Below are 25,056 nucleotides of genomic sequence, written 5' to 3'. Positions count from 1 at the left end.
GCCGCAGGTATTGCCCCCGGTAGGGGGTGGGCGGCCACACGAAGTGGGCAAGCCTGGGGGCGAGCAAAGGATCTTTGATGAGTTTTTCAGGTTTTGTTGTTCAGTTGCTCAACGGGTTGGCCGGCGCGTCCTCGCTCTTCTTCGTGGCGGCCGGGCTCTCGTTGATCTTCGGCGTGACGCGCATCGTCAACTTCGCCCATGGTTCGTTCTTCATGGTGGGCATCTATCTCGCGTACACGCTCGTCGACAAGCTGGGCTCGAGCCTGGGCTTCTGGCCCGCGCTGCTGATCGCCGCGCTGGCGGTGGGCGTGCTCGGCGCCATCATCGAGGTGGTGCTGCTGCGCCGCATCTACAAGGCGCCAGAGCTGTTCCAGCTGCTGGCCACCTTCGCGCTGGTGCTCGTCATCAAGGACGCGGTGCTGTGGCTTTGGGGCCCCGACGAACTGCTCGGACCGCGCGCGCCAGGCCTCAGGGGCTCGGTCGAAATCCTCGGGCGGCAGTTTCCTTCCTATGACCTGTTCCTGATCGTCGTCGGCCCGGTGGTGCTCGGCCTCGTGTGGCTGCTGCTCACCCGCACGCGCTTCGGCACCCTGGTGCGCGCCGCCACCCAGGACCGCGAGATGGTCAGCGCGCTGGGCGTCAACCAGGCCTGGCTCTTCACGGCCGTGTTCGCGCTGGGTGCGCTGCTCGCGGGCCTCGGCGGCGCGCTGCAGCTGCCACGCGAACCCGCCACGCTCGAGATGGACCTGAACACCATCGGCGCCGCTTTCGTGGTCGTGGTGGTGGGCGGCATGGGCTCGCTGCCTGGTGCCTACATGGCCGCGCTGCTCATCGCCGAGATCAAGGCCGTGTGCATCTGGCTCGGCGTGGTGCAGATCTTCGGCATCGACGTGTCGTTCTCCAAGCTCACGCTGATGGTCGACTTCCTCGTGATGGCCATCGTGCTGGTGTGGCGCCCGTGGGGCCTGTTCGGCCGGCCGCAGGCGCCCAGCCGCTACGTGGGCATGCAGGAAGAGCCGCTGCGCCGCCCGGGCAAGGCCTATGTGGTGGCCGCCGCCGTGTTCGCGCTGGTGCTGGCGGTGCTGCCGTTCCTGACGGTGAACTCGCCCTACACCACGGTGCTGATGATCGACCTGATGATCGCGGCCCTGTTCGCCGCCAGCCTGCACTTCATCATGGGCCCGGCCGGCATGCACTCCTTCGGCCATGCCGCCTACTTCGGACTCGGCGCCTACGGCGCCGCGCTGCTGGTGCGTGCGCTGCACCTGCCGATGGAGCTTGCGCTGATCGTCGCGCCGCTGGTGGCCGCGCTCGGCGCCTTCGTCTACGGCTGGTTCGCGGTGCGGCTGTCGGGCGTGTACCTTGCCATGCTCACGCTGGCCTTCGCGCAGATCACCTGGGCCATCACTTACCAGTGGGACAGCTTCACCGGCGGCAGCAACGGCCTGACGGGCGTTTGGCCCTCCGAGTGGCTTTCCGACAAGCAGGCCTACTACTGGCTCACGCTGGTGCTGGTGGGCGCGGGCGTGTGGTGGCTGCGGCGCGTGCTGTTCTCGCCCTTCGGCTACGCGATGCGCGCGGGCCGTGACTCGGTGCTGCGCGCCGACGCCATCGGCATCGACGTCAAGCGCATGCAGTGGGTGGCGTTCATCATCGCCGGCACCGTAGCGGGCCTGGCGGGTGCGCTCTTCGCATTCTCGAAGGGCAGCATCTCGCCGGAGACGCTATCGGTCGGCAAGTCGGTCGACGGCCTCGTGATGGTGCTGCTCGGCGGCATCCAGACGCTCGCGGGCCCGGTGGTCGGCGCCGTCACCTTCACCTGGCTGCACGACACCGTGGCGCGCAACACCGACTACTGGCGCGCGATGCTCGGCGCCATCATCCTGATCCTGGTGCTGCTGTTCCCGCAGGGCATCGCGGGCTCGATCAAGCAGCTTGCCGATCGCTGGCGAGGGCCCAGGGCCGAAGACGAGGCAAAGGCCGAAGCCAAGGCCAAGCTCGAGGAGGTGAAGGCATGAGCACGACGCTCCTCAAGGTCGAGAACCTCGGCAAGTCCTTCGGCGGCGTGAAGGCGGTGGACGGCATCAGCTTCGAGCTGCCGCCCGGCGAGCTGCTCGCGCTCATCGGACCCAACGGCGCCGGCAAGTCCACCACCTTCAACATGGTCAACGGCCAGCTGAAGGCCGACCAGGGCTCCATCACACTCGACGGCCAGGAACTCGTGGGCCGCAAGCCGCGCGAGATCTGGCGCATGGGCGTGGGCCGCACCTTCCAGATCGCCGAGACCTTCGCCTCGCTCACCGTGGTCGAGAACGTGCAGATGGCGCTGCTGTCGCACGACCGCAAGCTCTTTTCCACCTGGCGCCGCGCCGCCGACCACAAGCGGGAGGAAGCGCTGGCGCTGCTCGACCAGGTCGGCATGAAGTCGCAGGCCGACCGGCCCTGCAGCGTGCTGGCCTACGGCGACGTGAAGCGCGTCGAGCTCGCCATCGCGATGGCCAACTCGCCCAAGCTGCTGCTGATGGACGAGCCCACCGCCGGCATGGCGCCCAAGGAGCGCAACTCGCTCATGGCGCTGACCAAGGACCTCGTCATCCAGCGCGGCATGGCCGTGCTGTTCACCGAGCACAGCATGGACGTGGTGTTCGCATATGCCGACCGCATGATCGTGCTGGCGCGCGGCCGGCTCATCGCGCAGGGCAAGCCGCTGGAGATCCGCGACCATCCCAAGGTGCAGGAGGTGTACTTCGGCACGGGCAAGACATTCGAGAAGAAGGCAGCAGCCGTTGGAGAAGCCGCATGAGCACCCGGGAACCCCTGCTGCAGGCCAAGGCCCTGTGCGCCTGGTACGGCGCCGCGCAGATTCTTTATGACGTCGACCTCGACGTGCGTCGCGGCGAAGTGGTCGCGCTCATGGGCCGCAACGGCGCGGGCAAGTCGACCACGCTGAAGGCGCTGATCGGCATGCTCGCCAAGCGCCGCGGCGCGGTGCGCTTCCTGGGCCACGACATCTCCAAGAGCGAGCCGCATCACGCGGCGCGCCTGGGCCTGGGCTTCGTGCCCGAAGACAGGCGCGTGTTCACCGACCTCACGGTGATGGAGAACCTCGAAGTCGGCAAGCAGGCAGCGCGCCGCTGGGCCGACGGCACCGACGCGCCGCTGTGGACGCCCGAGCGCCTGTTCAAGCTGTTCCCCAATCTCGGCGAGATGCCCAATCGCCCGGGCGGGCGCATGAGCGGCGGCGAGCAGCAGATGCTGACCGTGGCGCGCACGCTGATGGGCAACCCCTATCTCGTGCTGCTCGACGAGCCTTCCGAAGGCGTGGCGCCGGTGATCGTCGAGCAGATGGCCAACATGATCCTGGAGCTCAAGGCGCAGGGCGTGAGCATCCTGCTGTCGGAGCAGAACATGCATTTCGCCGAGCTGGTGTCCGACCGCGCCTATGTGCTCGAGAAGGGGCAGATCCGCTATCACGCCACGATGGCCGAGCTTGCGGCCAACGACGAAGTGCGCCGCGCTTACCTCAGCGTCTGATTTTTCTTCAACCCCTGGAGTCCACGCCATGCATCGCAGAACCCTCGTGAAATCCGCCGCAGCCCTCGGGCTGGCCGGCGGCCTCGGCAGTGTCGGTTTCAACGCCTTCGCGGCGGGCAAGATCAAGCCCGGCGACAGGGCCGCGCTGATCGTGGTCGACGTGCAGAACTGCTTTCTCGACGGCGGCACGCTGGCGGTGAAGGGCGGCAACGAAGTCATTCCGGTCATCAACGCGCTGGCTCCCGCGTTCCAGAACATCGTCGTCACGCAGGACTGGCACACGGCGGGCCATGCATCGTTCGCCAGCACCTACAGCGGCAAGAAGCCCTTCGAGACCACCAAGCTCAGCTACGGCACGCAGGTGCTGTGGCCCGACCACTGCGTGCAGGGCACCGACGACGCGGCGCTCGGCAAGGAGCTGAAGGTGCCCACCGCGCAGCTCATCATCCGCAAGGGCTTCCACAAGGACATGGACAGCTACTCGGCCTTCGAGGAAGCCGACCACAAGACGGCCACGGGCCTCGCCGGCTACCTGAAGGCGCGCGGCATCAAGACCGTGTTCGTCACCGGCCTTGCCACCGACTTCTGCGTGGCGTGGACCGCCATGGATGCGCGCAAGGCCGGCTTCGAGGCCTACGTGATCGAAGATGCCACGCGCGGCATCGACCTCAACGGCTCGCTGGCCGCGGCCTGGAAGCAGATGACGGCCAAAGGCGTCAAGCGCATCCAGTCGGCGGACATCCAGACCGCCTGAGCGCGCATCCGCGCAAGTCGGAAAGAGCAACAAGAATACGGAACCCACGACGCATGAAGCCCTCGATCTCAAGGCGTGCCATGGTGGCGAGCGCCGCTGCCCTTGCACTCGGCCCCGGCCTGCTGCGCACGGCGCGCGCGGACAACGGTGTGACCGACACCATCATCCGCATTGGCCAGTCGGCCGTGTTCAGCGGACCGGCCAAGGACTTCGGCATCGACTACCGCGCGGGCATCAAGCTCTACTTCGACCGGGTCAACAAGTCGGGCGGCGTGAATGGCCGCAAGATCGAGCTGGTCACCTACGACGATGCCTACGATCCCGCGAAGACGGCCGTCAACACCGCCAGGCTGATCGATGAAGACAAGGTCTTCGCGCTCACCGGCTACGTGGCCACCGGCAACCTCGCGGCGGCGATGCCGCTCGCGGAAAAAGCCGGCGTGCCGATGTTCGCGCCGCTGGTGGGCACCACCTCGTTCCGCACCAAGGTCAACCGCTACCTGTTCCACGTGCGCGCGGGCTACGACCTGGAGCTGCGCAAGATCATCAGCCACCTCTCGACCATCGGCATCCAGTCGATCGCGGTGGTCTACCAGGACAGCGCCTTCGGCAAATCGAACCTCGCCACCTGCGAGGAGCTCGCCGCCGACTACAAGGTGAAGGTGCTCAAGACCTTCCCGCTGGCCATCGCGGCCGAGGACGCGAAGCAGGTCGCCACCGGCCTGGCCGACGCGAAGCCGGGCGCGGTCGTGATGATCATGGCCGGGCGCATGGTGGAAGTGTTCATGCGCGACTACCGCGCGAACGCCGTGGGCGCGCCGCTGTACACGCTCTCCGTCGGCATCACCGACGCGGCAGGGTCCGCCAAGCGGCTCGAAGGCAAGCTCGCGGGACTGGTCACGGCCAGCATCGTGCCGCCGCCGCAGGCGCTGCGCGTGCCCATCGTGGCCGACTACCAGCGCGACCGCGCCGAGTTCGGCGAGAAGATCGACAGCTACACCGCGCTGGAGGGCTACATCGTCGCGCGCGTGATGGTCGAGGGCCTGCGCCGCGCGGGCAAGACGCTCACGCGCGACGGCTTCATCGCCGGGCTGGAGAGCATCGGCAGCACGCGTTTCGGCGACTTCCCCATCGAGTACAGCGCGAAGAACCACAACGGCTCGACCTTCGTCGATCTGGAGATGTACACCCGTGACGGCCAGCTGCGGCGCTGAGCCGCTGCGCCTGCTGGTCAACGGCCGGGCGCAATCGATAGCAGGCGTGCCGCGCGAGGCGACGTTGCTGCACCTGCTGCGCAACGACCTGGGGCTGAACGGCCCCAAGTACGGCTGCGGGCTGGGGCAGTGCGGCGCATGCACCGTGCACGTCGACGGCGTGGCCGCGCGCTCGTGCGTGATTCCCGCGCACGGCGTGGCGGGGCGCGCCATCACCACGCTCGAAGGGCTGGGCTCGCGCGGCGAGTGGCACCCGGTGCAGGCCGCATTCGAGGAAGCGCAGGCTGCGCAGTGCGGCTACTGCCTCAACGGCATGGTGATGCAGGCCGCCGCGCTGCTCGCGCGCGACCCGCAAGCCAGCGAGGCGCGCATCCGCAGCGAGCTGTCGGGCAACCTGTGCCGCTGCGGCACGCACATCGAGATCCTCGACGCGGTGCAGCGCGCGGCGGTGCGCATGCGCGAGGAGCCGAACCCATGAGCCGCTGGTCTTGTCCCCTCTCCCGCTCGCGGGAGAGGGCCAGGGTGAGGGCATCGGCCTTCGCAAGAGCACAGCTCCAACCGTCGCTGCCGGCCCTCGCCCCAACCCTCTCCCGCAGGCGGGAGAGGGAGCAAATGCCATGACGCGCCGCGCAGATCTGCCTCAGACGCGCGCCGAGTTCCTTGCCGCCACCGGCGTGCTGCTGGTGCTGCGCGAGACGCCGCCACCACCGCCGCCGGCCAAGGGCCAGCCTGCCTTCATCGCCAGCAACCCCGCCGAAGGCGACGAGGTGCTGCTCGCGGTGTGGGACGACGGCAGCGCCTCGGCGCTCAACGGCCACGTCGACCTGGGCACCGGCATACAGACCGCGCTCGGCCAGATCGTGGCCGAGGAGCTCGACCTCGGCATGCCCTGCGTGCGCGTGATGCTCGGCGACACCGCCCGCGCGCCCAACCAGGGTGCGACCATCGCCAGCGCGTCGATCCAGATCCACGCGCAGCCGCTGCGGCTGGCCGCGGCGCAGGCGCGCGCATGGCTGCTGGCGCGTGCGGCCGAGCGGCTGGGCGTGACCACAGATGCGCTGCAGATGCGCAATGGCGTGGTGCGCGTCGCCGAGGCGCCGGACCGGCACCTCAGCTATGCCGAGCTCGTGGCCGGCCAGCGCACCGTGCTGCGGCTCGATCCGCAGGTGAAGCCGAAAGACCCGGCCGACTACCGCGTCGTCGGCACGCGGCAGGCGCGCGTCGACATCCCGGCCAAGCTCGCGGGCGAGCTCGTGTTCGTGCACGACATGCGCGTGCCCGGCATGCTGCATGGCCGCGTCGTGCGCCCGCCGTATGCGGGGGCGGACCACGGCGAGTTCATCGGCAACACGCTGGAGTCGGTCGACGAATCGTCGATTGCGCACATACCCGGCATCCGCGCGGTGGTCGTCATCCGCGACTTCGTCGGCATCGTGGCCGAGCGCGAGGAGCACGCCGAGCAGGCGCTGCGCGAACTGCGCGTGCAGTGGAAGCCATGGCCCGGCATGCCCGACCTCGGCGACCTCGCCCAGGCCCTGCGCGACAACCCCTCGACGCAGCGGCTGCTGGTCGACGAGGGCGACGTTGACGGCGCCATCGCGTCGGCTGCGCAGCCCATGCACCGCACCTATGTGTGGCCCTACCAGATGCATGCGTCCATCGGCCCGTCGTGCGCGCTGGCCGATTGGCAGCCCGCCGACGGCAGCGGCATGCAGCTGCGCTGCTGGACCGGCTCGCAGAACCCGCACGTGCTGCGTGCCGATCTCGCCAAGCTCATGGGCGTGGCCGACGTGCAGGTCGACGTGGTCCGCATGGAGGCCGCGGGCTGCTACGGCCGCAACGGCGCCGACGACGTGGCCGCCGATGCCGCGCTGCTCGCGCGTGCGGTCGGCGCGCCGGTGCGCGTGCAGCTCACGCGCGAGCAGGAGCATGCGTGGGAGCCCAAGGGCGCCGCGCAGCTCATGGAGATCGACGGCGGCCTCATGGCTGACGGCAGCGTCGCCGCCTACGACTTCGAAACCTCGTACCCGTCGAACGGCGCACCCACGCTGGCGCTGCTGCTCACGCGCACCATCGAGCCGGTGGCGCAGGCCTTCGAGATGGGCGACCGCACGGCGCGCCCGCCCTACAGCTACGACAACCTGCGCGTGATGGTCAACGACATGGCGCCGATCGTGCGCGCCTCGTGGCTGCGCGGCGTGTCGGCGTTGCCCAGCTCGTTCGCGCACGAGTCGTACATCGACGAACTGGCGACGGCGGCGGGTGTCGACCCGGTGCAGTTCAGGCTGCGGCACCTGGAAGATCCGCGCGCCGTCGAGCTCGTGCAGGCCACCGCGCAGAAGGCCGGCTGGCGCATGCGCACCGGGCCGCAGGAGAACGCCGACGGCGGGCTGGGCGAGGGCGGCGACATCCTCTTCGGCCAGGGCTTCGCGTACGCGCGCTACATCCACAGCAAGTGGCCGGGCTTCGGCGCGGCGTGGGCCGCGTGGGTGGCCGACGTGGAGGTCAACCGCAAGACCGGCGAGGTGCATGTGCGCCGCGTGGTGGTGGGGCACGACGCGGGGCTGCTGGTCAATCCGGCGGGCGTCGAGCACCAGGTGCACGGCAACGTGATCCAGACCACGAGCCGTGCGCTGAAGGAGCGCGTGCAGTTCGCGCCGCAGCAGCAACAGCAACAGCAGCAGCAGGGTGCGACGACGGGTGCGCAGCTGCCGGGCGTACTGCCTTCCGGCGTGGTCGCGAGCCGCGAGTGGGGCGGCTACCCGATCATCAACTTCCGCGAAGTGCCGGTGATCGAGGTGATGCACATGCCGCGGCCGGGCGAGCCATCGCTGGGGGCGGGCGAGTCGTCGTCGGTGCCGGGCACGGCGGCGATCGCGAATGCGATCTTCGATGCGACCGGGGTGCGGTTCAGGGCGCCGCCATTCACGCCGGAGACGGTGCTGGCGGAGTTGAACAGGGGTTCGCTTCCTCCGGCGCCTCCGGGAGATGGTGGGGGAGGCGAGCTGCGTGGGAATGGTGATGCCGTCGTGCCCCCATCCCAGCCTTCCCCCAGTGGGGGAAGGAGCAATGCGGTCTGGCCTCGGCGAAAGGGGCTGTGGGCCACCGGTGCGGCGCTGGTCGTCGGCGGCGTCGGCGTCATCGCTGGCCTGCTTGGCTGGCGCTCGGCCATCGCGCCGGTGTCTCTCACCGCGCCGGTCTACAGCCAGGCCACCATCGAGCGCGGCCGCGTGCTCGCCGCAGTCGGCGACTGCGCGGTGTGCCATACCGCTCCCGGCGGCACGGCCAACGCTGGCGGCCGCGCCATGGACACACCCTTCGGCACGCTCTACACCACCAATCTCACGCCGGATGCAGAGACGGGCCTCGGCCGCTGGTCCTTCAGCGCCTTCCAGCGCGCGATGCGCGAGGGCGTCTCGCGCGACGGCCACTATCTGTATCCCGCGTTCCCGTACACCGCCTTCGCGAAGACCAGCGACGACGATCTGCAGGCGCTGTATGCGTACTTCATGTCGCTGCCCGCGGTGCGAGCGGAAACGCCGAAGTCCGAGCTCAAGTTCCCGTTCAGCATTCGTCCGCTGATGGCTGGCTGGAACGCGCTCTTTCATGACCCGACGCCGATGCAGCCCGTGGCCACGCAGAGCGCGCAATGGAATCGCGGTGCCTACCTGGTCAACGGCCTGGGGCATTGCGGCGCTTGCCACACGCCGCGCAATGCGCTGGGCGCGGAGCAAGGCGGCAGCGCCTTCCTGTCGGGCGCGATGGTCGATGGCTGGGAGGCGCCCGCGCTCACGCAGCTGGCGTCGAAGTCGGCGGTGCCGTGGGATGCCGACGAGCTGTACCGCTACCTGCGCAACGGCCACACGCAGCGCCACGGCATCGCGGGCGGGCCGATGGCCGAGGTGGTGCGCGAACTCGCGCAGGTGCCGGATGAAGACATCCGCGCGATGGCCACATATCTGGGCTCGTTCAATCCTGTGCCGGCTGCGGAGCCCTCCGTCGTTGCGCTGCAGGTTGTAAGCAACGCGGCGCGCACGCAAGGGCAACTGCTCGGCCCCGCGCAGCGCATGTTCGACAGCGCCTGCGCGTCCTGCCATCACGATGGCAACGGCCCCACGCTGCTCGGTGTCAACACGCCGCTCGCGCTGAACAGCAATCTCACCAGCGCGCGGCCAGACAACCTGCTGCGCACCATCCTCGATGGCGTGCGCGAACCAGCGAGCCGCGACATCGGCTTCATGCCCGGCTTCCGCGAAGTGCTCGACGACCGGCAGATCGCCGAGCTTGCCGGCTATATGCGCGCACGCTTCGCGCCGCGGGAGCCCGCGTGGACCAACCTGCCGGCCGAAGTGGCGCGCGTGCGCGCGGCGCCGGGTCACTGAAGGCCACAAGAGAAGAACCGGCCGCGTCGTCTTCCCCGTGCGCCGCTACGATGCAACGTAGCGCACACATTCACCACGGAGACACACGCCATGCCGCTCGATCTTTCCATCTCTTCCAGCCTGCCCCGCGATGCCGGACGCGCCACCCTCGTCGGCCGTCTCTGGCAACCCGGCGTGGGCCCCGTACTGGTCGCAGTTCACGAAGGTGGCCTGCACGACCTGTCGAAGCTCGCTCCCACCATGAGCGATCTGCTCGAAGGCAACAAGCCGCCTGCGGAAGCGGTTCGCAGTGCATTGAAGAACGCACCGCGCATCGCCGCGCTCGACGAAGCCCTTGCCAACAGCGACGAGACCACGCGCGACACGGGCAAGCCATGGCTGCTCGCGCCATGTGATCTGCAGGCCATCAAGGCCAGCGGCGTCACATTTGTTGCGAGCCTGCTCGAACGCGTGATCGAGGAACAGGCGCGCGGCGATGCATCGAAGGCCGAAGCCACGCGCGCGGCCATCGGCAGCGTGCTCGGCGACAACCTCGCGGACATCGTGCCGGGATCGCCCGAGGCGATGAAGGTCAAGGAAGTGTTGATCGCGCAGGGCGCGTGGTCGCAGTACCTCGAGGTCGGCATCGGCCCCGACGCGGAAATATTCACAAAGGCGCCGGTGCTTTCGGCCGTCGGTACCGGCGCGGATGTCGGCATCCATTCGGGCTCGGTGTGGAACAACCCCGAGCCGGAAGTCGTGCTCGCCGTCAACAGCCGTGGCGAAACGCTGGGCGCGGCACTGGGCAACGATGTCAACCTTCGTGACTTCGAAGGCCGCAGCGCACTGCTGCTGGGCAAGGCGAAAGACAACAACGCCTCGTGCGCGATTGGTCCGTTCATCCGGTTGTTCGATGAACACTTCGCCATTGCGGACGTGCGGCGCATCACCGTCGTGCTGGAAGTGACGGGGCCTGAGGGCTTCAAGCTGGAGGGATCGAGTTCGCTGTCGAAGATCAGCCGCGATCCGCTCGACCTCGTCGCTCAAACAGTAGGAAAAAATCACGGTTACCCCGACGGATTCATGTTGTTTCTTGGAACGATGTTCGCGCCGACACAAGATCGTCATGGACCGGGACAAGGATTCACCCATGTGGTGGGAGACCGCGTGCGCATTGCTGCACCGGAACTCGGTGCGCTGCTCAATCGCGTAGTACATGCCGACAAGGCGCCGATGTGGACTTTTGGTATCAGTGCGTTCATGCGCAATCTGGCTGCTCGCGATTTGCTGTGAACGATGTGTAGTCGTTCCGTTTGAATTTCAAAAGAGGTTGTACTTCTTAGTAATTCATACGCTTCGTGTTGCACTCTGTTGCTGTTGACCGCATCACTTGTTCCCCTCAAGATTGCTGTTGTTAGGAAACGTTTGAACGAGGGGAGTAGAGGTTGGCGCAGACCGAGATCGATCTATTGCAGGAGCCCGTTGAAGGCCCGTTACCTTGCGGTGAAGACCTGGAGTACGACCCCGATTTCATGGCGTTGCATCAGGCAACGGCGGGTAAGCGCGAACAGCAGTTCGGCTCGACGATCATCCCCGCGGAGCCGCCCGACTGGGCCCGCGTGGAGCGCATCGCGAAGCAGCTTTGCGCTCGCACGCGCGATCTGCGCGTGCTGGTGCCACTCACGCTGGCCTGGACCGAGAGCCGCGGCTTGCCCGGCTATGTCGAAGGCCTGCAACTCGTCGACGTTGTGCTTCGGAAATTCTGGGACGACGTGCATCCGCGCGTTGTCGACGACGGCTTCGAAGACCCGTTGCCGCGCATGAATGCGCTGGCCGCACTGGCCGAAGCCGAAGGACTCGGACGCAGCGTGCGCGATGCGCGGCTGCTCGACGAAGGCGGCGCATCGATGAGCCTGCGCCAGGTCGAGGCCTTGCTCGATTCGAGCAAGACAGATCATCAGATCGATTACCCGGGCGGTATCGGCCGGCTGAAGGACGCGGTGCGGCGCGCGCAGGAAAAGGCGGCGCCTCCGGTGGTGGCATTGCGCACGGCGCTGGAGTTGCTGCAGCGCATTCGCGAGACGAGCGAGCGCGCACTCGGCCAGAGCTGGGCGCCCGACTTCTCGCGGCTCGAACGCTCGCTGCGCACTGTTGCCCAACTGTTGCCGGAGCAGGTGCAGGCTGAAGAGGCGGCAGCAGGTGAGGCCCAGTCCGGAGCCGATCCGCAAGGGGGGAGCGTCGGCGGGGCCGTGGCGAATGGCGCTGTTGGTGGTACTGCAGCAAATGGCGGTACCGGCCTACGTCAGGTGCTTGTTAAGGATATTGAAATATCGAGCCGTGAAGATGTCCAGGTGTTGCTCGAAAAGGCTTGCCAGTTCATGGAGCGCACGGAGCCCAGCCATCCGGCGCCCATGCTCATACGCAGAGCGCAGCGGCTGCTGGACCTCAACTTCTTCCAGATCATCGAAGAGCTCGTGCCAGAGGGATTGCAGAAGATAGAGAGCCTTGCGGGACGTCCGTTGAACGGGGGCAGCGCGGAGTAGCAGGCGAAGGCCGTCGCGGGCCCCGCGAGCCGAGAGGCCGGCCGGGGTCGCACCCACACGCATTACAGATTCAAGAGGAAGCTTATGGCAGACAACCGTGTCAGAAACAGTGGTCAGAAGTTCATTGCGCGCAACCGCGCGCCGCGTGTGCAGATCGAGTACGACGTCGAGATCTACGGCAGCGAACGCAAGATCCAGCTGCCCTTCGTGATGGGCGTCATCGCCGATCTCGCGGGCAAGCAGATCGACCCGATGCCCGACCTTGCCGAGCGCGAGTTCATGGCGGTGGACATCGACAACTTCGACGAGCGCATGAAGGCCATCAAGCCGCGCGTCGCCTTCCAGGTGCCCAACACGCTCACCGGCGACGGCCAGATGAACGTCGACATCACCTTCGACAGCATGGATGATTTCTCGCCCGCGCGCATCGCCCGCCAGGTCGGCGCGCTGCAGCAGCTGCTCGAAGCACGCACCGAGCTGTCGAACCTGCTTTCGTACATGGACGGCAAGAACGGCGCCGAGCAGCTGATCGCGCAGGCACTGCAGAACCCGGCACTGCTGAAGTCGCTGGCGTCGGCACCGAACCCGGCCGTCGCCAAGGCGGTGGAAGCCGCGAACGAAAAGGCCGGTACGCCCGGCACGTCTTCCGAGTAAGCGCGAGCAGCAGCAAGGACCGCCATCATCATGAGCACCGCCCCCAAACAGACCACCGCGCGCGCACCGGCCTCCATCGAGACGCTGGAGCCGAACGAGTTCTCGAACCTGCTGCAGCGCGAGTTCAAGCCCAAGACCGACCAGGCCCGCGAGGCGGTGGAAAACGCCGTCAAGACGCTGGCCGTGCAGGCGCTGGAAAGCACCGTCACCGTCTCCAACGATGCCTACCGCACGGTGCAGGCCATCATCACCGAGATCGACCGCAAGCTCTCCGAGCAGATCAACCAGATCCTGCACCACGAGGAGTTCCAGCAGCTCGAAGGCGCGTGGCGCGGGCTGCACTACCTCGTGAACAACACCGAGACCGACGAGCAGCTCAAGATCCGCGTGATGTGCGCATCGAAGCGCGAGGTCGCGCGTTCGCTCAAGCGCCACAAGGGCATCGGCTGGGACCAGAGCCCGCTGTTCAAGAAGATCTACGAAGCCGAATACGGCCAGTTCGGCGGCGAGCCCTTCGGCGCGCTGATCGGCGACTTCCACTTCGACCACAGCCCGCCCGACGTCGAGATGCTCGGCGAAATGGCCAAGATCGCCGCGGCCGCGCACTGCCCCTTCATCGCGGGCGCGTCGCCCACGGTGATGCAGATGGATTCGTGGCAGGAACTGTCGAATCCGCGCGACCTGACCAAGATCTTCCAGAACACCGAGCACACCGCGTGGCGCTCGCTGCGCGACTCGGAAGACGCGCGCTACATCGGCCTGGCCATGCCGCGCTTCCTGGCTCGACTGCCGTACGGCGCGCGCACCAACCCGGTCGACGAATTCGAGTTCGAGGAAGAAACCGATTCGGCCGCGCACAACCGCTACACCTGGGCCAACTCGGCCTATGCGATGGGCGTGAACATCAACCGCTCGTTCAAGCAGTACGGCTGGTGCACGTCGATCCGCGGGGTTGAATCGGGCGGCGCGGTGGAAAACCTGCCCACGCACACCTTCCCGACAGACGACGGCGGCGTGGACATGAAGTGCCCGACCGAGATCGCCATCAGCGACCGGCGCGAGGCCGAGCTCGCCAAGAACGGCTTCATGCCGCTGGTGCACCGCAAGAACTCCGACTTCGCGGCCTTCATCGGCGCGCAGTCGCTGCAGCTGCCGGCCGAGTACTACGACGCCGACGCCACGGCCAACGCGAACCTCGCGGCACGCCTGCCGTATCTCTTCGCATGCTGCCGCTTCGCGCACTACCTGAAGTGCATCGTGCGGGACAAGATCGGTTCGTTCCGCGAGCGTGAGGACATGGAGCGCTGGCTCAACGACTGGATCATGAACTACGTCGACGGCAGCCCCGGCACCTCGTCGCAGGACACGAAGGCAATGAAGCCACTGGCGGCGGCGGAAGTCCAGGTGGAAGCCATCGAGGACAACCCTGGCTACTACGCCGCCAAGTTTTTTCTCCGGCCGCACTATCAGCTCGAAGGGCTGACGGTGTCGTTGCGGCTGGTTTCGAAGCTGCCATCCAACAAGAAGGACAGCAGCTAATTCAACAGCGTTCCGGAATCGGGCGCAAATAACTCTGGGGGTTTCAAATCATGGCAGTAGACATGTTCATGCGCGTTGAAGGCGCAAACGGCGAATCGAAAGACTCGAACCACAAGGAGTGGACGGACATCAAGTCGTTTTCGTGGGGCGCAACGCAGCCTGGCAACATGGTCAGCGGTGGTGGCGGCGGTGTTGGCAAGGCCAGCTTCAACGACCTGCAGGTTCTGGCGCGCATCGACAAGGCGGCCCCGTCCGTCATGAAGAACTGCGCGAGCGGCAAGCACCTGAGCAAGGTGGAAGTGTCGGTGTGCAAGGCCGGCGGCTCGCAGATCGAGTACACGCGCGTCACGCTCGAAGAGGTGCTGGTCACCTCGGTGCAGTACACGGCCGAGCAGGGTTCTGACGCCGTGTTCGTGCAGTACGCCTTCCAGGCCGCGAAGGTCAAGCAACAGTACTGGGAACAGACCGACAAGGGCGGCAAGGGCGCCGAGACGGTCCTGGCCTGGAACATCAAGGAAAACAAGGAGTCCTGATCTCCTTTTCCCGATGCGCGGCCGGCCTTTCGGGCCGGCCGCGACGTTTTTCCCGACGGCCTCCACGGCCGTCCTTCGCACAGCGGCCTTCTCGACAGAGTTCGCGCCGCGTGCCAGCCAGTCAGCGAGGAAGCTTCATGGGCGATGGGTTTGCAGTGCTGGGCGAGCGCTCGGTGGCCGAGCACACCGAATGGGTACAGCGGCAGATCCGCTCCAATCCCCAGAATGCAGGCCTGCGTCTTGCCTTGTGCCACTTCCTCGCGTTGCGCGGCGAGTGGCAGCGGGCTGAAGACCAGCTCAAGCTCGCTACCAAGCTGGACCCCACTTTCACACCCGCCAGCGTCACCTGTTCGATGGCGCTGTCGGGCGAACGCCACCGCAGCGAATTCTGGTCGGGCGGGCGTGCGCCGGCCATCGTCGGCGGCAACGCCGAATGGGTCGAGCAGCTGATCGCTGCCGCGGCCCTGCCGGCCGACCGCGCTGAAGAAGCCGCGGCCCTGCGCGAGAACGCGCGGCAGGCCGCGCCCGCATCGCACGGCAGGCTCACCAGCGTGGACCGCTCCGATTCGCGCGCCGTGCAGGCGCTCGACGGCGAGCCCGTGCAGCGCGGAGATTTCGAATGGCTCTGCGACGGCGACGTGCGCATCGGTACCGTGTTCGAATTGCTCACGCCCTCGGGCTACGCATGGCTGCCGCTGACCGAGGTGCGCCGCGTCAAGTTCTCGCGGCCGCAGCATCTGGTGGACCTGCTGTGGGCGCCCACCGAATTCGAGCTGCATGACGGGCGTGCGCTCAACGGCCTGGTGCCGGTGCGCTATCCGGGCCAGCTCGAAGCTCTCGACGACGAGGCCGCTCTGGGCCGCCGCACGGACTGGCTGCCGCTGGCGGGCGAAGAGCAGTACGCCGGCCTGGGCCAGCGCACGCTGATCAGCGAGGCCGGCGACCATTCGCTGCTCGACCTGCGTCTCATCGAGTTCTCGCGCGAGGGCAGTGCTGGATGAGCGGAATGATGGACACCGACGGCGACCAGCAGGAAAGCGTCGCGCGCGACCGCCTGCAGCCGGTACTGCTCGACCGCCTCACCGACAAGGCGCCGCAGACCCGGCAGGAACGCGCGGGTGCCTTCCTCATGAGCGGCAGGCTGCTGCGCGACTCGGTATTGCGCGACCTGCAATGGCTGCTCAACACCACCAACTTCGGCGCCGACCACAACATCAACACCATGCCGCGCGCGCGCCGTTCGGTGCTGAACTTCGGCGTTCGAGGCTGGGCCGGCGGGCGCATGTCGGAGGTCGACTTCGCGGACGTCGAGGCAGCCATCCGCTCGGCCATCATCGACTTCGAGCCGCGCATCATGAAAGACAGCATCGACGTGCGCTGCGTGACCGATGCCACCGACCTCGAGCACCACAACCTGCTCGCGCTGGAGATCCGCGGCACCCTGTGGTCGGTGCCGTACCCCATCGAATTCATCCTGCGCTCGGAGCTCGACCTCGAAAGCGGGCACATGGTGCTGCGGCCCACCGGAGGTCTCTGAATGGATGCCAGGCTGCTCGAGTACTACAACCGCGAGCTCACCTACATGCACGAGCTCGGGGCCGAGTTCGCGCAGCGCTACCCGAAGATCGCCGGCCGCCTCGGCATGCGCGGCATCGAGGTCAGCGACCCGTACGTGGAGCGCCTGCTCGAGGGCTTCAGCTTTCTCACCGCGCGCATCCAGCTCAAGATGGACGCCGAGTTTCCGCGCTTCTCGCAGCGGCTGCTCGAGGTGGTGTACCCCAACTTCCTCGCGCCGCTGCCCGCCATGGCGGTGGTGCAGATCGACGGCAACCTCAACGAAGGTTCGCTGAAGGCGGGCTACGAACTGCCGCGCCACACCATCCTGCGCGGGCGGATGATCAAGGGCGAGCAGACGGCCTGCGAGTTTCGTACCGGCCATGCCGTCACGCTGTGGCCCATCCGCATCGCGGACGCCGGCATCGGACCGGTGCCGGCCGAGATCGCGCATGCGATGCCCATGGTCGCGCGGCAGGCGAAGAGCGCCATCACCATCAAGCTCGAAGCGGTGGGCGGCGCGCGCTTTGCCGACATGCCGCTGGACCGGCTCGAATTCTTCCTCTCGGGCGCGGAGCTGCACGCCCTGCGCATGCTCGAACTCGCGACGCACCATAGCGTCGGCGTGGTGTGCCGCAGCGGGCCGGGCACCACGGCGCGCATCGTGCCGCTGGGCGACGAGGCCATCCGGCACGAGGGCTTCGAGCCCGACCAGGCGCTGCTGCCCTACGACGCGCGCTCGTTCCAGGGCTATCGCCTGCTGCACGAGTACTTCGCGTTCCCCGACCGCTATCTGTTCTTCAGCGTGAACAAGCTGCGCGCGGCGGCCGCAGCGATGGGCGGCACCACGATGGAAATCGTGATCCTGCTCGACCGCGCCGACGCCGACCTCGAACGGCTGGTCGACGCCAAGCACTTCTCGCTGTTCTGCACGCCCATCATCAACCTCGTGCCGCGCCGCAGCGACCGCATTCCGGTGGGGCCGGGCCAGCATGAGCACCATGCGGTGATCGACCGCACGCGCCCGCGCGACTTCGAGATCTTCACGGTGGAGCGCGTCACCGGCCACATGGCCAACGGCTCGGAAGAGCGCGAGTTCCGGCCCTTCCTCGGCTCCTTCGCGGCCGACGACGGCGACTTCGGCGCCTACTTCTCGCTGCGCCGCGAGCCACGCCTCGTGTCGGACCGCGCGCGCGCCCAGGGCACGCGCACCAGCTACACCGGCAGCGAGGTCTACGTGTCGCTCGTCGACCAGCACGACGCGCCGTTTCCGCACAGCCTGCGCCACATCACGCTCGACGCGCTGTGCACCAACCGCGACCTGCCGCTGCTGCTGCCGACCGGGCTCGAATCGGACTTCACGCTGCGCGTGTCCGCGCCCGTGCGCTCCATCCGCATCCTGCGCGGCCCCTCGCGGCCCTACCCGGCGTTGGCCGAGGGCGCGCTCACCTGGCGCCTCATCAGCCACCTGGGCCTCAACTACCTGAGCCTCACCGACGTCGACCCCACGCAGGGCGCTGCCGCGCTGCGCGAGATGCTCGACCTGTACGGCAACCTCGCCGACCCCTCGGTGCGCCGCCAGATCCAGGGCGTGCGCTCGATGGCGCTGGCACCGGTGTTCCGCCGCCTGCCCGAGCCCGGTCCCATCGTGTTCGGGCGCGGCGTGGAGATCGCGCTCAAGATCGACGAGGTCGCGTTCTCGGGCGCGAGCCCGTATCTCTTCGGCGCGGTGCTGGAGCAGTTCTTCAGCCGCCACGTGTCGCTCAACGCGTTCACCGAATTCGCGCTGGCCAGCCTGCAGCGCGGCGAAATCGCGCGCTGGAGCCCGCGCGTGGGACGCCGACCCGCCGTATGAGCGAAACCGGCTTCACCGACGCGGTGCAGCAGCACCAGGAGCAGCATGAAGCCGCACCGGCCGCGCATGCGGAGGACGTGGTGCTGCACGCGGCGGAGATCCCTGTCGATCGCGAAGTTGTGCAGCCGGCGGCGCAAGGTAGCCCGTCACCGGCACGGGGCATTCCGCAGGCCGACCCGGAACTCTGGGCCAGGCTGCTCGAGCAGCCCTTCGAGCACGATCTTTTCATGCTGTTGCGCCGCCTCGATGCGCAGGACGACCATCCGCTGCTGGGCCGTGCGCCCCGCCCGATCGACGAGCCGCTGCGCCTCGGGCAGGAGCCTTCGATGGCCTTCGCGCCCTCGAACGTCTCGGGCGTGGAGGCCGACGGCGACGGCCCGCCGCGCATCTCGATCTACGGCTTCGGCCTGTTCGGCCCCAACGGCCCGCTGCCGCTGCACCTGACGGAGTACGCGCGCGAGCGCAAGCGGCACCACGCCGACAACACCATCAGCGCGTTCGCCGACCTGTTCCATCACAGGCTCATCCTGCTGTTCTACCGGGCCTGGGCCGACGCGCAATCGGTCAACAGCCTGGACCGCACCGACGGCCACCGCTTCGTCGACTACGTCGCCAGCCTCATGAACATGGGGCAGCCCGGCCTCAAGGGGCGCGACCGCATCGCCGACCATGCGCGCACCTTCATGGCGGGCCACCTGGTGCGCCAGACGCGCAACCCCGAGGGGCTGATCCAGATCCTCAAGCTCTACTTCGACGTGCCCGTGCGCGTCGAGGAGTTCGTGAGCGACTGGGTGATGATCGACGAGCGCCAGGTCAGCCGCATCGGCGTGCTCGGCCGCAATCACCGGCTTGGCGGCGGCGCCACCATCGGCCTCGCGGTGCGCGACGCGCAGAGCAAGTTCCGCCTCGAACTCGGGCCGCTCTCGCAGGAGGAGTACCGCGAGTTCCTGCCGGGCAGCAAGCGCCTGCAGCAGGTGGTCGACTGGGTGCGCCAGTACGTCGGCATCGAGTTCGCGTGGGAGCTGCGGCTCGTGCTCAAGAAGCAGGACGCGCACGGCATGCGGCTCAACAGCAACCAGCGGCTCGGCTGGGGCAGCTGGCTGGGCACGCGCCTTTCCGACACCGACGCCGGCGACATGCTGTTCCAGCCCGAGGCACTGTTTTCCCGTTCCGCATCGGCGGCTTCTTCCGATGCATTTTTTACCCGGTCTTCCGCGACCTCGCGCGAGACGCCGACGACATGACTGCATCGCAGTTTTTTCGGAGAACACCGTGGAACCGGCTTCGCCGGGCCACCGGAGTTGCCCCCCGCAAGGGGGTCGGCGTAGCGACACGAAGTGCGCGAAGACTGGGGGTTAGCTTTAATCCATGACCGACATCCGCCGCGTCTCTTTGTTTTCGAAGCTCAATCCGATGCTCTACAAGGCATTGGAGACCGCCACCGCCTTCGCCAAGCTGCGCGGCAACGCCTACGTCGAGCTGGTGCACTGGCTGCACCAGATCCTGCAGCAGCAGGACAGCGACATGCTGCGCATCATCAGGCGCGCGGGGCTCAATCTCGACGCAGTCGAGCAGGACCTGGTGCGCGCGCTCGACAGGTTGCCGCACGGCGCCACCTCGATCAGCGACATCTCCGAGCACGTCGACAACGCCGTCGAACGCGCGTGGGTCTATGCGAGCCTGCGCTTCGAGGCCACCTCGATCCGCGGCGCCTACCTGCTCGCGGGCATCATCAAGACGCCGGGGCTGCGGCAGGTGCTCTCGGGCATCTCGCGCGAGTTCGACAAGATCGTGCCCGACGTGCTGGTGGCTCAGCTGGCCTCTTGGACCGAAGGCTCGCCCGAGGACGACTTCGACGCCGCCGCGGCTGGCGCAGCCGGCGGCGTGCCGGCCACGGCGCATCACCAGGGCGACGGCCCCGCTGCCGGCGGCTCCGCGCTCGCCAAGTACGCGAGCGACCTCACCGCCAAGGCGCGCGCTGGCGAACTCGATCCGGTCTACGGCCGCGACGACGAGATCCGCCAGATCATCGACATCCTGATGCGTCGCCGTCAGAACAATCCGCTGCTGACCGGCGAGGCCGGCGTCGGCAAGACGGCGGTGGTCGAAGGCCTGGCCTCGCGCCTCGCCGCGGGCGACGTACCGCCTTCGCTGAAGGACGTGTCGCTGTGGGTGCTCGACCCCACGCTGCTGCAGGCCGGCGCCGGCGTGAAGGGCGAGTTCGAACAGCGGCTGCGCCAGGTGATCGACGAAGTCGAGAAGAGCCCGAAGCCCATCGTGCTCTTCGTCGACGAGGTGCACACGCTGGTGGGCGCGGGCGGCCAGGCCGGCACCGGCGACGCGGCCAACCTGCTCAAGCCCGCGCTCGCGCGCGGCCGGCTGCGCACCATCGGCGCGACCACCTGGTCGGAGTACAAGAAGTACATCGAGAAGGATCCGGCGCTCACGCGGCGCTTCCAGACCATCCAGGTGCACGAGCCCACCGAGCCCAAGGCAGTGCTGATGCTGCGCGGCATCTCGGCCGAACTCGAGAAGCACCACGGCGTGCTCATCCTCGACGCCGCGCTCGAGGCGGCCGTGAGCCTGTCTCACCGCTACATCCCGGCGCGCCAGTTGCCCGACAAGGCCGTGAGCCTGCTCGACACCGCATGCGCGCGCGTGGCGCTGAGCCAGCACGCGCTGCCCGCCGCCATCGAAGACCTGCAGCGCCGCATCGAGGTGCTGGGCATCGAGTCGGGCATCGCGGGGCGCGAGGCCGCCATCGGCGTGGGCGAGCATCAGCGCGTGGAGGACATCGCGGCGCAGGTCGAGCAGGCGAAGGCAGAGCTCGAAGTGCTGGAGAAGCGGCGCGTGGAAGAAAGCGCGCTGGTCGAGCGCATCGTCGCGCTGCGCAAGCTGCTCTCGCCGGCCGCCGTGCCGCAGTTGCAGACGCAAGCCGATGCAACGGACGCAGAAGCTGCCGAAGAAGCGGCGAATGCCGACGTGGACCCCGACACGCCTCCGGCCGAACCCCAGCGCACGCCCGAGGAGATTCGCGCCGAGCTCAGCGAGGCCCAGGACAAGCTCTCGCAGCTGCAAGGCGAATCGCCGCTGATCCTCGCGGCCGTCGATGCGCAGGCCATCGCCACCGTGGTGGCCGACTGGACCGGAATTCCCATCGGCCGCATGGTGCGCGACGACGCGCAGTCGGTGTTGAAGCTCGGCGAGATCCTGTCGGCCCGCGTGGTCGCGCAGCCCGACGCGCTGGAGACCATCTCGCGCCGCATCCGCACCGCGCGCGCGCGGCTGGACAACCCCAACAAGCCCGTCGGCGTGTTCCTGCTGTGCGGCCCTTCGGGCGTGGGCAAGACCGAGACGGCGCTGGCGCTTTCGGAAGCGCTGTACGGCGGCGAGCAGAACCTCGTCACCATCAACATGAGCGAGTTCCAGGAGTCGCACACCGTCTCCACGCTGAAGGGCGCCCCGCCCGGCTACGTGGGCTACGGCGAAGGCGGCGTGCTCACCGAGGCCGTGCGCCGCAGGCCCTACAGCGTGGTGCTGCTCGACGAGATCGAGAAGGCGCACACCGACGTGCACGAGATCTTCTTCCAGGTCTTCGACAAGGGCTGGATGGAAGACGGCGAAGGCCGCCACATCGACTTCCGCAACACCGTGATCATCATGACCTCCAACGTCGGCACCGACCTGGTCATGCAGCTGTGCGAAGACCCGACCCTGCGCCCCGACCCCGAGCCGCTGGCCGCCGCCCTGCGCGAGCCGCTGCTCAAGGTGTTCGCGCCCGCGCTGCTCGGTCGCCTCGTTGTAGTGCCTTATTACCCGTTGCACGCAGAGGCGTTGCATCGCATCATTCGCCTGCAGCTCGATCGCATCGCGACGCGCCTGCAGGCGAACCACGGCATCGCGCTGGCCTACGACGACAGTGCCGTCGAACTCTTGGCGCGCCGTTGCACCGCCATCGAATCGGGCGGCCGGATGATCGACGCGATCCTCACTCACACCATTCTTCCGAGGCTGAGCGAGGAAGTCATCGGGGCCACGGTCAGTGCGCGCAAGCTTGCGAGTGTGCAACTGAGTGCGGCGGATGACGACTTCCGCTACGAATTCTCCGAACATTGAGCGCAGAAAGGGAGCACCACATGGCCAGAGTCGTCACTGCACACACGCCGCTTGCACCGGACCAGCTGCTGTTCCGTTCGATGCACGGCAAGGAAGGGCTGTCGGAGCTCTTCGAGTTCGAAGTGGACCTGCTGAGTCCCAACACTTCCGTCGACATGAAGGCGGTGCTCGGCAAGCCGCTCACTCTCGAGATCGTGACCATCGACGGGACGCCGCGCTACCTCAACGGGCAGATCACGCGCTTCACGATGATCGGCCGCGAGGAGAGCTCGTCACGCTATGTGGTGTACCGTGCCCTTGTGCGGCCCTGGCTCTGGTATCTCACGCGCACCAGCGATTGCAAGATCTTCCAGAACAAGTCGGTGGTCGACATCCTGGACGAAGTGCTCGGCGAGTACGGGTTCGCGTTCGAGAAGAAGCTCGGCGCCACCTACCGCCAGCGCGACTATTCGGTGCAGTACCAGGAGACCGACTTCGCATTCGTGAGCCGCCTGATGGAGCACGAGGGCATCTACTACTACTTCAAGCACGAGAAGAACCAGCACACGCTGGTGCTGGCCGACGACATGGGTGCGCACGATACGCTGCCGGGCTACCCACGCATCGGCTATCTCGCCACCGATCGCGCAGGCGAGACGGGCCGCGAGGTGATCGACCAGTGGGAGGTGACGGAGGAGATTCGTCCCGGCACCTTCGTGGTCGACGATTTCGACTTCAAGAAGCCCAAGGCCGACCTGCTCAACGCGCGCAGCCAGCCGCGCGAAAACGACCACGGCCGCTACGAGATGTACGAATGGCTCGGCGGCTACAGCGATGCCGGTGATGGTGAGCACTACGCGCGCATTCGGCTAGAGGAAGCCCAGGCCCGGGCCGAGCTGGACACAGGCCACTCCAACGTGCGCGGCATGGCACCGGGCTACCGCTTCAGCATGCAGAACGCGCCACGCGACGAGGACAACAAGGAATACCTGATCGTCTCGGTGACATACAACCTGCGCGAGGGCGGCTATGCCACGGGCAGCCCCGACGGCCTCTACAGCTTCGACTTCGACGTGCAGCCCACGTCGTTTCCGTTCCGCGCGCCGCGCGTCACGCGGATGCCGACCACGCACGGCCCGCAGACCGCCACGGTCGTGGGCCCGCCAGGGGAGGACATCTGGATCGACAAATACGGCCGCGTGAAGGTGCAGTTTCGCTGGGACCGCTACGGCCAGCGCAACGAGGACAGCTCCTGCTGGGTGCGTGTGTCCAGCGCATGGGCAGGTTCGAACTTCGGAGCGGTGAATCACCCGCGCGTGGGGCAGGAAGTGATCGTCGATTTCATCGCCGGCTGCCCCGACCGGCCGATCATCATCGGCCGCGTCTACAACGCCGACCAGATGCCGCCGCTCGAGCTGCCGGCCAAGGCAACGGTCAGCGGCTTCATCAGCCGCACCATCAAGGGCGACGGCGAACTGGCCAACCATTTCGTGATCGACGACGATCCCGGCAAAGAGTCGATCAAGATGCACGCGCAGAAGGATTTCGGCGTCAGCGTCGAGAACAATGAGACGCACACCGTGGACGGCACGCGCGACACGGTGATCGAAGGCGCGGACACCTACAAGACCAATACCTCGCTCGACGAGACGGTCAACGGGCCGCACACGCTGACGGTCAACAAGGGCGGGCCGCAGAAGATCACCGTCAACGGCGGAGACCAGTTCATCAAGGTGGATGGCGGCAACCAGCAGGTCGATGTCATCGGGAACCAGACCATCCATGTCACCGGCAAGCGCACGGACACGGTAGACAGCGGTGAAGAGCGAATCATCGGCAAGTCGCTCAAGGAGGACATCGCGGGTCCGCAGACCACTAAGGTGGTCGGCCTGTACACCGAGGAAACCAAGGGGAAGAAGGTGACGGTCCACGGCGACGAGGACTATCTCGTCGAGGGGGCACAAAAGGTGCACGCGAACACGTCGTTGAGTGCGACGACGGACGGGCCCATGAACCTGGAGAGCACCGCGGCGGACATCACGGTCAAGTCGCCGACCAAGATCATCCTGGACGCACCTCACGTGGAGGACAAGTCGGCCAAGAAGGTGACCTTCACGGACTGGGGCATTGCCTTCAAGGGCTTCAACATGGGGATCAACGGGATCAACGTGAGCATCAACGGGCTAGCCGTCTTCGCCAACGGGCGGGTGATCAGCGTTGCCGCTCAGAACCTGGGCTTCAACGCCTACTCGATCACGGGCGCCATCAACAAGTTCGACATGTATTCCGCCAGCGGTGCGATCGGCCTCTTCACCACCACCCAGACGGTTTTCACGGCGGACAACAAGGCGACAAAGATCGACCTGTCCCAGGTCAAGGTGAACCCCAGAGGCATCACCGTCTATCTCTGAGCCTGGAGC

18 protein-coding genes are annotated in these 25,056 nt (G+C 67.3%); all 18 read left to right on the top strand.

Annotated features, from left to right (window positions below; translation table 11 throughout):
- Nucleotides 1-77 precede the first annotated feature (77 nt).
- The 18 genes from QMO14_RS09750 to QMO14_RS09665 all read left to right on the top strand — a co-directional run bounded on the left by QMO14_RS09750 (nucleotide 78) and on the right by QMO14_RS09665 (nucleotide 25,047).
- Nucleotides 78-2,018, top strand: a complete 1,941-nt coding sequence (locus tag QMO14_RS09750; protein ID WP_301506497.1) for an ABC transporter permease — start codon at nucleotides 78-80, stop codon at nucleotides 2,016-2,018.
- A complete protein-coding gene (locus QMO14_RS09745; protein ID WP_301506495.1) occupies nucleotides 2,015-2,803 on the top strand; it encodes an ABC transporter ATP-binding protein in 789 nt (262 codons plus the stop codon). The genes QMO14_RS09750 and QMO14_RS09745 overlap by 4 nt, the downstream gene beginning before the upstream one ends.
- Nucleotides 2,800-3,534, top strand: coding sequence for an ABC transporter ATP-binding protein (locus tag QMO14_RS09740; protein ID WP_301506493.1), 735 nt, complete (start codon nucleotides 2,800-2,802; stop codon nucleotides 3,532-3,534). The genes QMO14_RS09745 and QMO14_RS09740 overlap by 4 nt, the downstream gene beginning before the upstream one ends.
- Before the next feature lie 28 nt (nucleotides 3,535-3,562).
- Nucleotides 3,563-4,288 (top strand): bifunctional nicotinamidase/pyrazinamidase, encoded by a 726-nt coding sequence (pncA, locus tag QMO14_RS09735; protein WP_301506490.1) that lies wholly within the window; start codon nucleotides 3,563-3,565, stop codon nucleotides 4,286-4,288.
- 53 nt (nucleotides 4,289-4,341) lie between these two features.
- A complete protein-coding gene (locus QMO14_RS09730; RefSeq protein WP_301506488.1) occupies nucleotides 4,342-5,502 on the top strand; it encodes an ABC transporter substrate-binding protein in 1,161 nt (386 codons plus the stop codon).
- Nucleotides 5,480-5,980, top strand: coding sequence for a (2Fe-2S)-binding protein (locus tag QMO14_RS09725; RefSeq protein ID WP_301506486.1), 501 nt, complete (start codon nucleotides 5,480-5,482; stop codon nucleotides 5,978-5,980). Before QMO14_RS09730 ends, QMO14_RS09725 begins: the two co-directional genes overlap by 23 nt.
- A gap of 139 nt (nucleotides 5,981-6,119) precedes the next feature.
- Nucleotides 6,120-9,884 (top strand): molybdopterin cofactor-binding domain-containing protein, encoded by a 3,765-nt coding sequence (locus tag QMO14_RS09720; RefSeq protein ID WP_301506484.1) that lies wholly within the window; start codon nucleotides 6,120-6,122, stop codon nucleotides 9,882-9,884.
- A 90-nt stretch (nucleotides 9,885-9,974) separates the two neighbouring features.
- On the top strand, nucleotides 9,975-11,156 hold the full coding sequence (locus QMO14_RS09715) for a fumarylacetoacetate hydrolase family protein (RefSeq protein WP_301506482.1): 1,182 nt from the start codon (nucleotides 9,975-9,977) through the stop codon (nucleotides 11,154-11,156).
- Nucleotides 11,157-11,308: 152 nt separating this feature from the next.
- On the top strand, nucleotides 11,309-12,406 hold the full coding sequence (gene tssA, locus QMO14_RS09710; RefSeq protein ID WP_301506480.1) for a type VI secretion system protein TssA: 1,098 nt from the start codon (nucleotides 11,309-11,311) through the stop codon (nucleotides 12,404-12,406).
- An 84-nt stretch (nucleotides 12,407-12,490) separates the two neighbouring features.
- A complete protein-coding gene (gene tssB, locus QMO14_RS09705; protein WP_184640478.1) occupies nucleotides 12,491-13,060 on the top strand; it encodes a type VI secretion system contractile sheath small subunit in 570 nt (189 codons plus the stop codon).
- Between the two features lie 30 nt (nucleotides 13,061-13,090).
- Nucleotides 13,091-14,599: a type VI secretion system contractile sheath large subunit gene (gene tssC / locus QMO14_RS09700; protein ID WP_301506476.1), complete on the top strand. Its 1,509-nt coding sequence runs from the start codon at nucleotides 13,091-13,093 to the stop codon at nucleotides 14,597-14,599.
- A gap of 50 nt (nucleotides 14,600-14,649) precedes the next feature.
- On the top strand, nucleotides 14,650-15,132 hold the full coding sequence (locus QMO14_RS09695; protein WP_301506474.1) for a type VI secretion system tube protein Hcp: 483 nt from the start codon (nucleotides 14,650-14,652) through the stop codon (nucleotides 15,130-15,132).
- A 137-nt stretch (nucleotides 15,133-15,269) separates the two neighbouring features.
- The gene (locus tag QMO14_RS09690; protein ID WP_301506472.1) at nucleotides 15,270-16,133 is read left to right on the top strand and encodes a type VI secretion system accessory protein TagJ; all 864 of its coding nucleotides are present in this window, start codon (nucleotides 15,270-15,272) and stop codon (nucleotides 16,131-16,133) included.
- Between the two features lie 8 nt (nucleotides 16,134-16,141).
- The gene (gene tssE, locus QMO14_RS09685; RefSeq protein ID WP_301506553.1) at nucleotides 16,142-16,669 is read left to right on the top strand and encodes a type VI secretion system baseplate subunit TssE; all 528 of its coding nucleotides are present in this window, start codon (nucleotides 16,142-16,144) and stop codon (nucleotides 16,667-16,669) included.
- Nucleotides 16,670-18,541 (top strand): type VI secretion system baseplate subunit TssF, encoded by a 1,872-nt coding sequence (gene tssF, locus QMO14_RS09680; RefSeq protein WP_301506470.1) that lies wholly within the window; start codon nucleotides 16,670-16,672, stop codon nucleotides 18,539-18,541.
- Nucleotides 18,538-19,785 carry a type VI secretion system baseplate subunit TssG gene (gene tssG / locus QMO14_RS09675; RefSeq protein WP_301506468.1) on the top strand — a complete coding sequence of 416 codons (1,248 nt, stop codon included), beginning with the start codon at nucleotides 18,538-18,540 and terminating at the stop codon, nucleotides 19,783-19,785. Before tssF ends, tssG begins: the two co-directional genes overlap by 4 nt.
- A gap of 124 nt (nucleotides 19,786-19,909) precedes the next feature.
- The gene (tssH, locus tag QMO14_RS09670; RefSeq protein WP_301506465.1) at nucleotides 19,910-22,657 is read left to right on the top strand and encodes a type VI secretion system ATPase TssH; all 2,748 of its coding nucleotides are present in this window, start codon (nucleotides 19,910-19,912) and stop codon (nucleotides 22,655-22,657) included.
- 20 nt (nucleotides 22,658-22,677) lie between these two features.
- The gene (locus tag QMO14_RS09665; protein ID WP_301506463.1) at nucleotides 22,678-25,047 is read left to right on the top strand and encodes a type VI secretion system Vgr family protein; all 2,370 of its coding nucleotides are present in this window, start codon (nucleotides 22,678-22,680) and stop codon (nucleotides 25,045-25,047) included.
- Nucleotides 25,048-25,056: the final 9 nt, after the last annotated feature.

It is taken from the genome of Variovorax sp. CAN15, from assembly GCF_030462475.1.
Classification (GTDB): domain Bacteria; phylum Pseudomonadota; class Gammaproteobacteria; order Burkholderiales; family Burkholderiaceae_C; genus Variovorax.
This window is presented reverse-complemented; position numbering and strand designations above follow the sequence as displayed.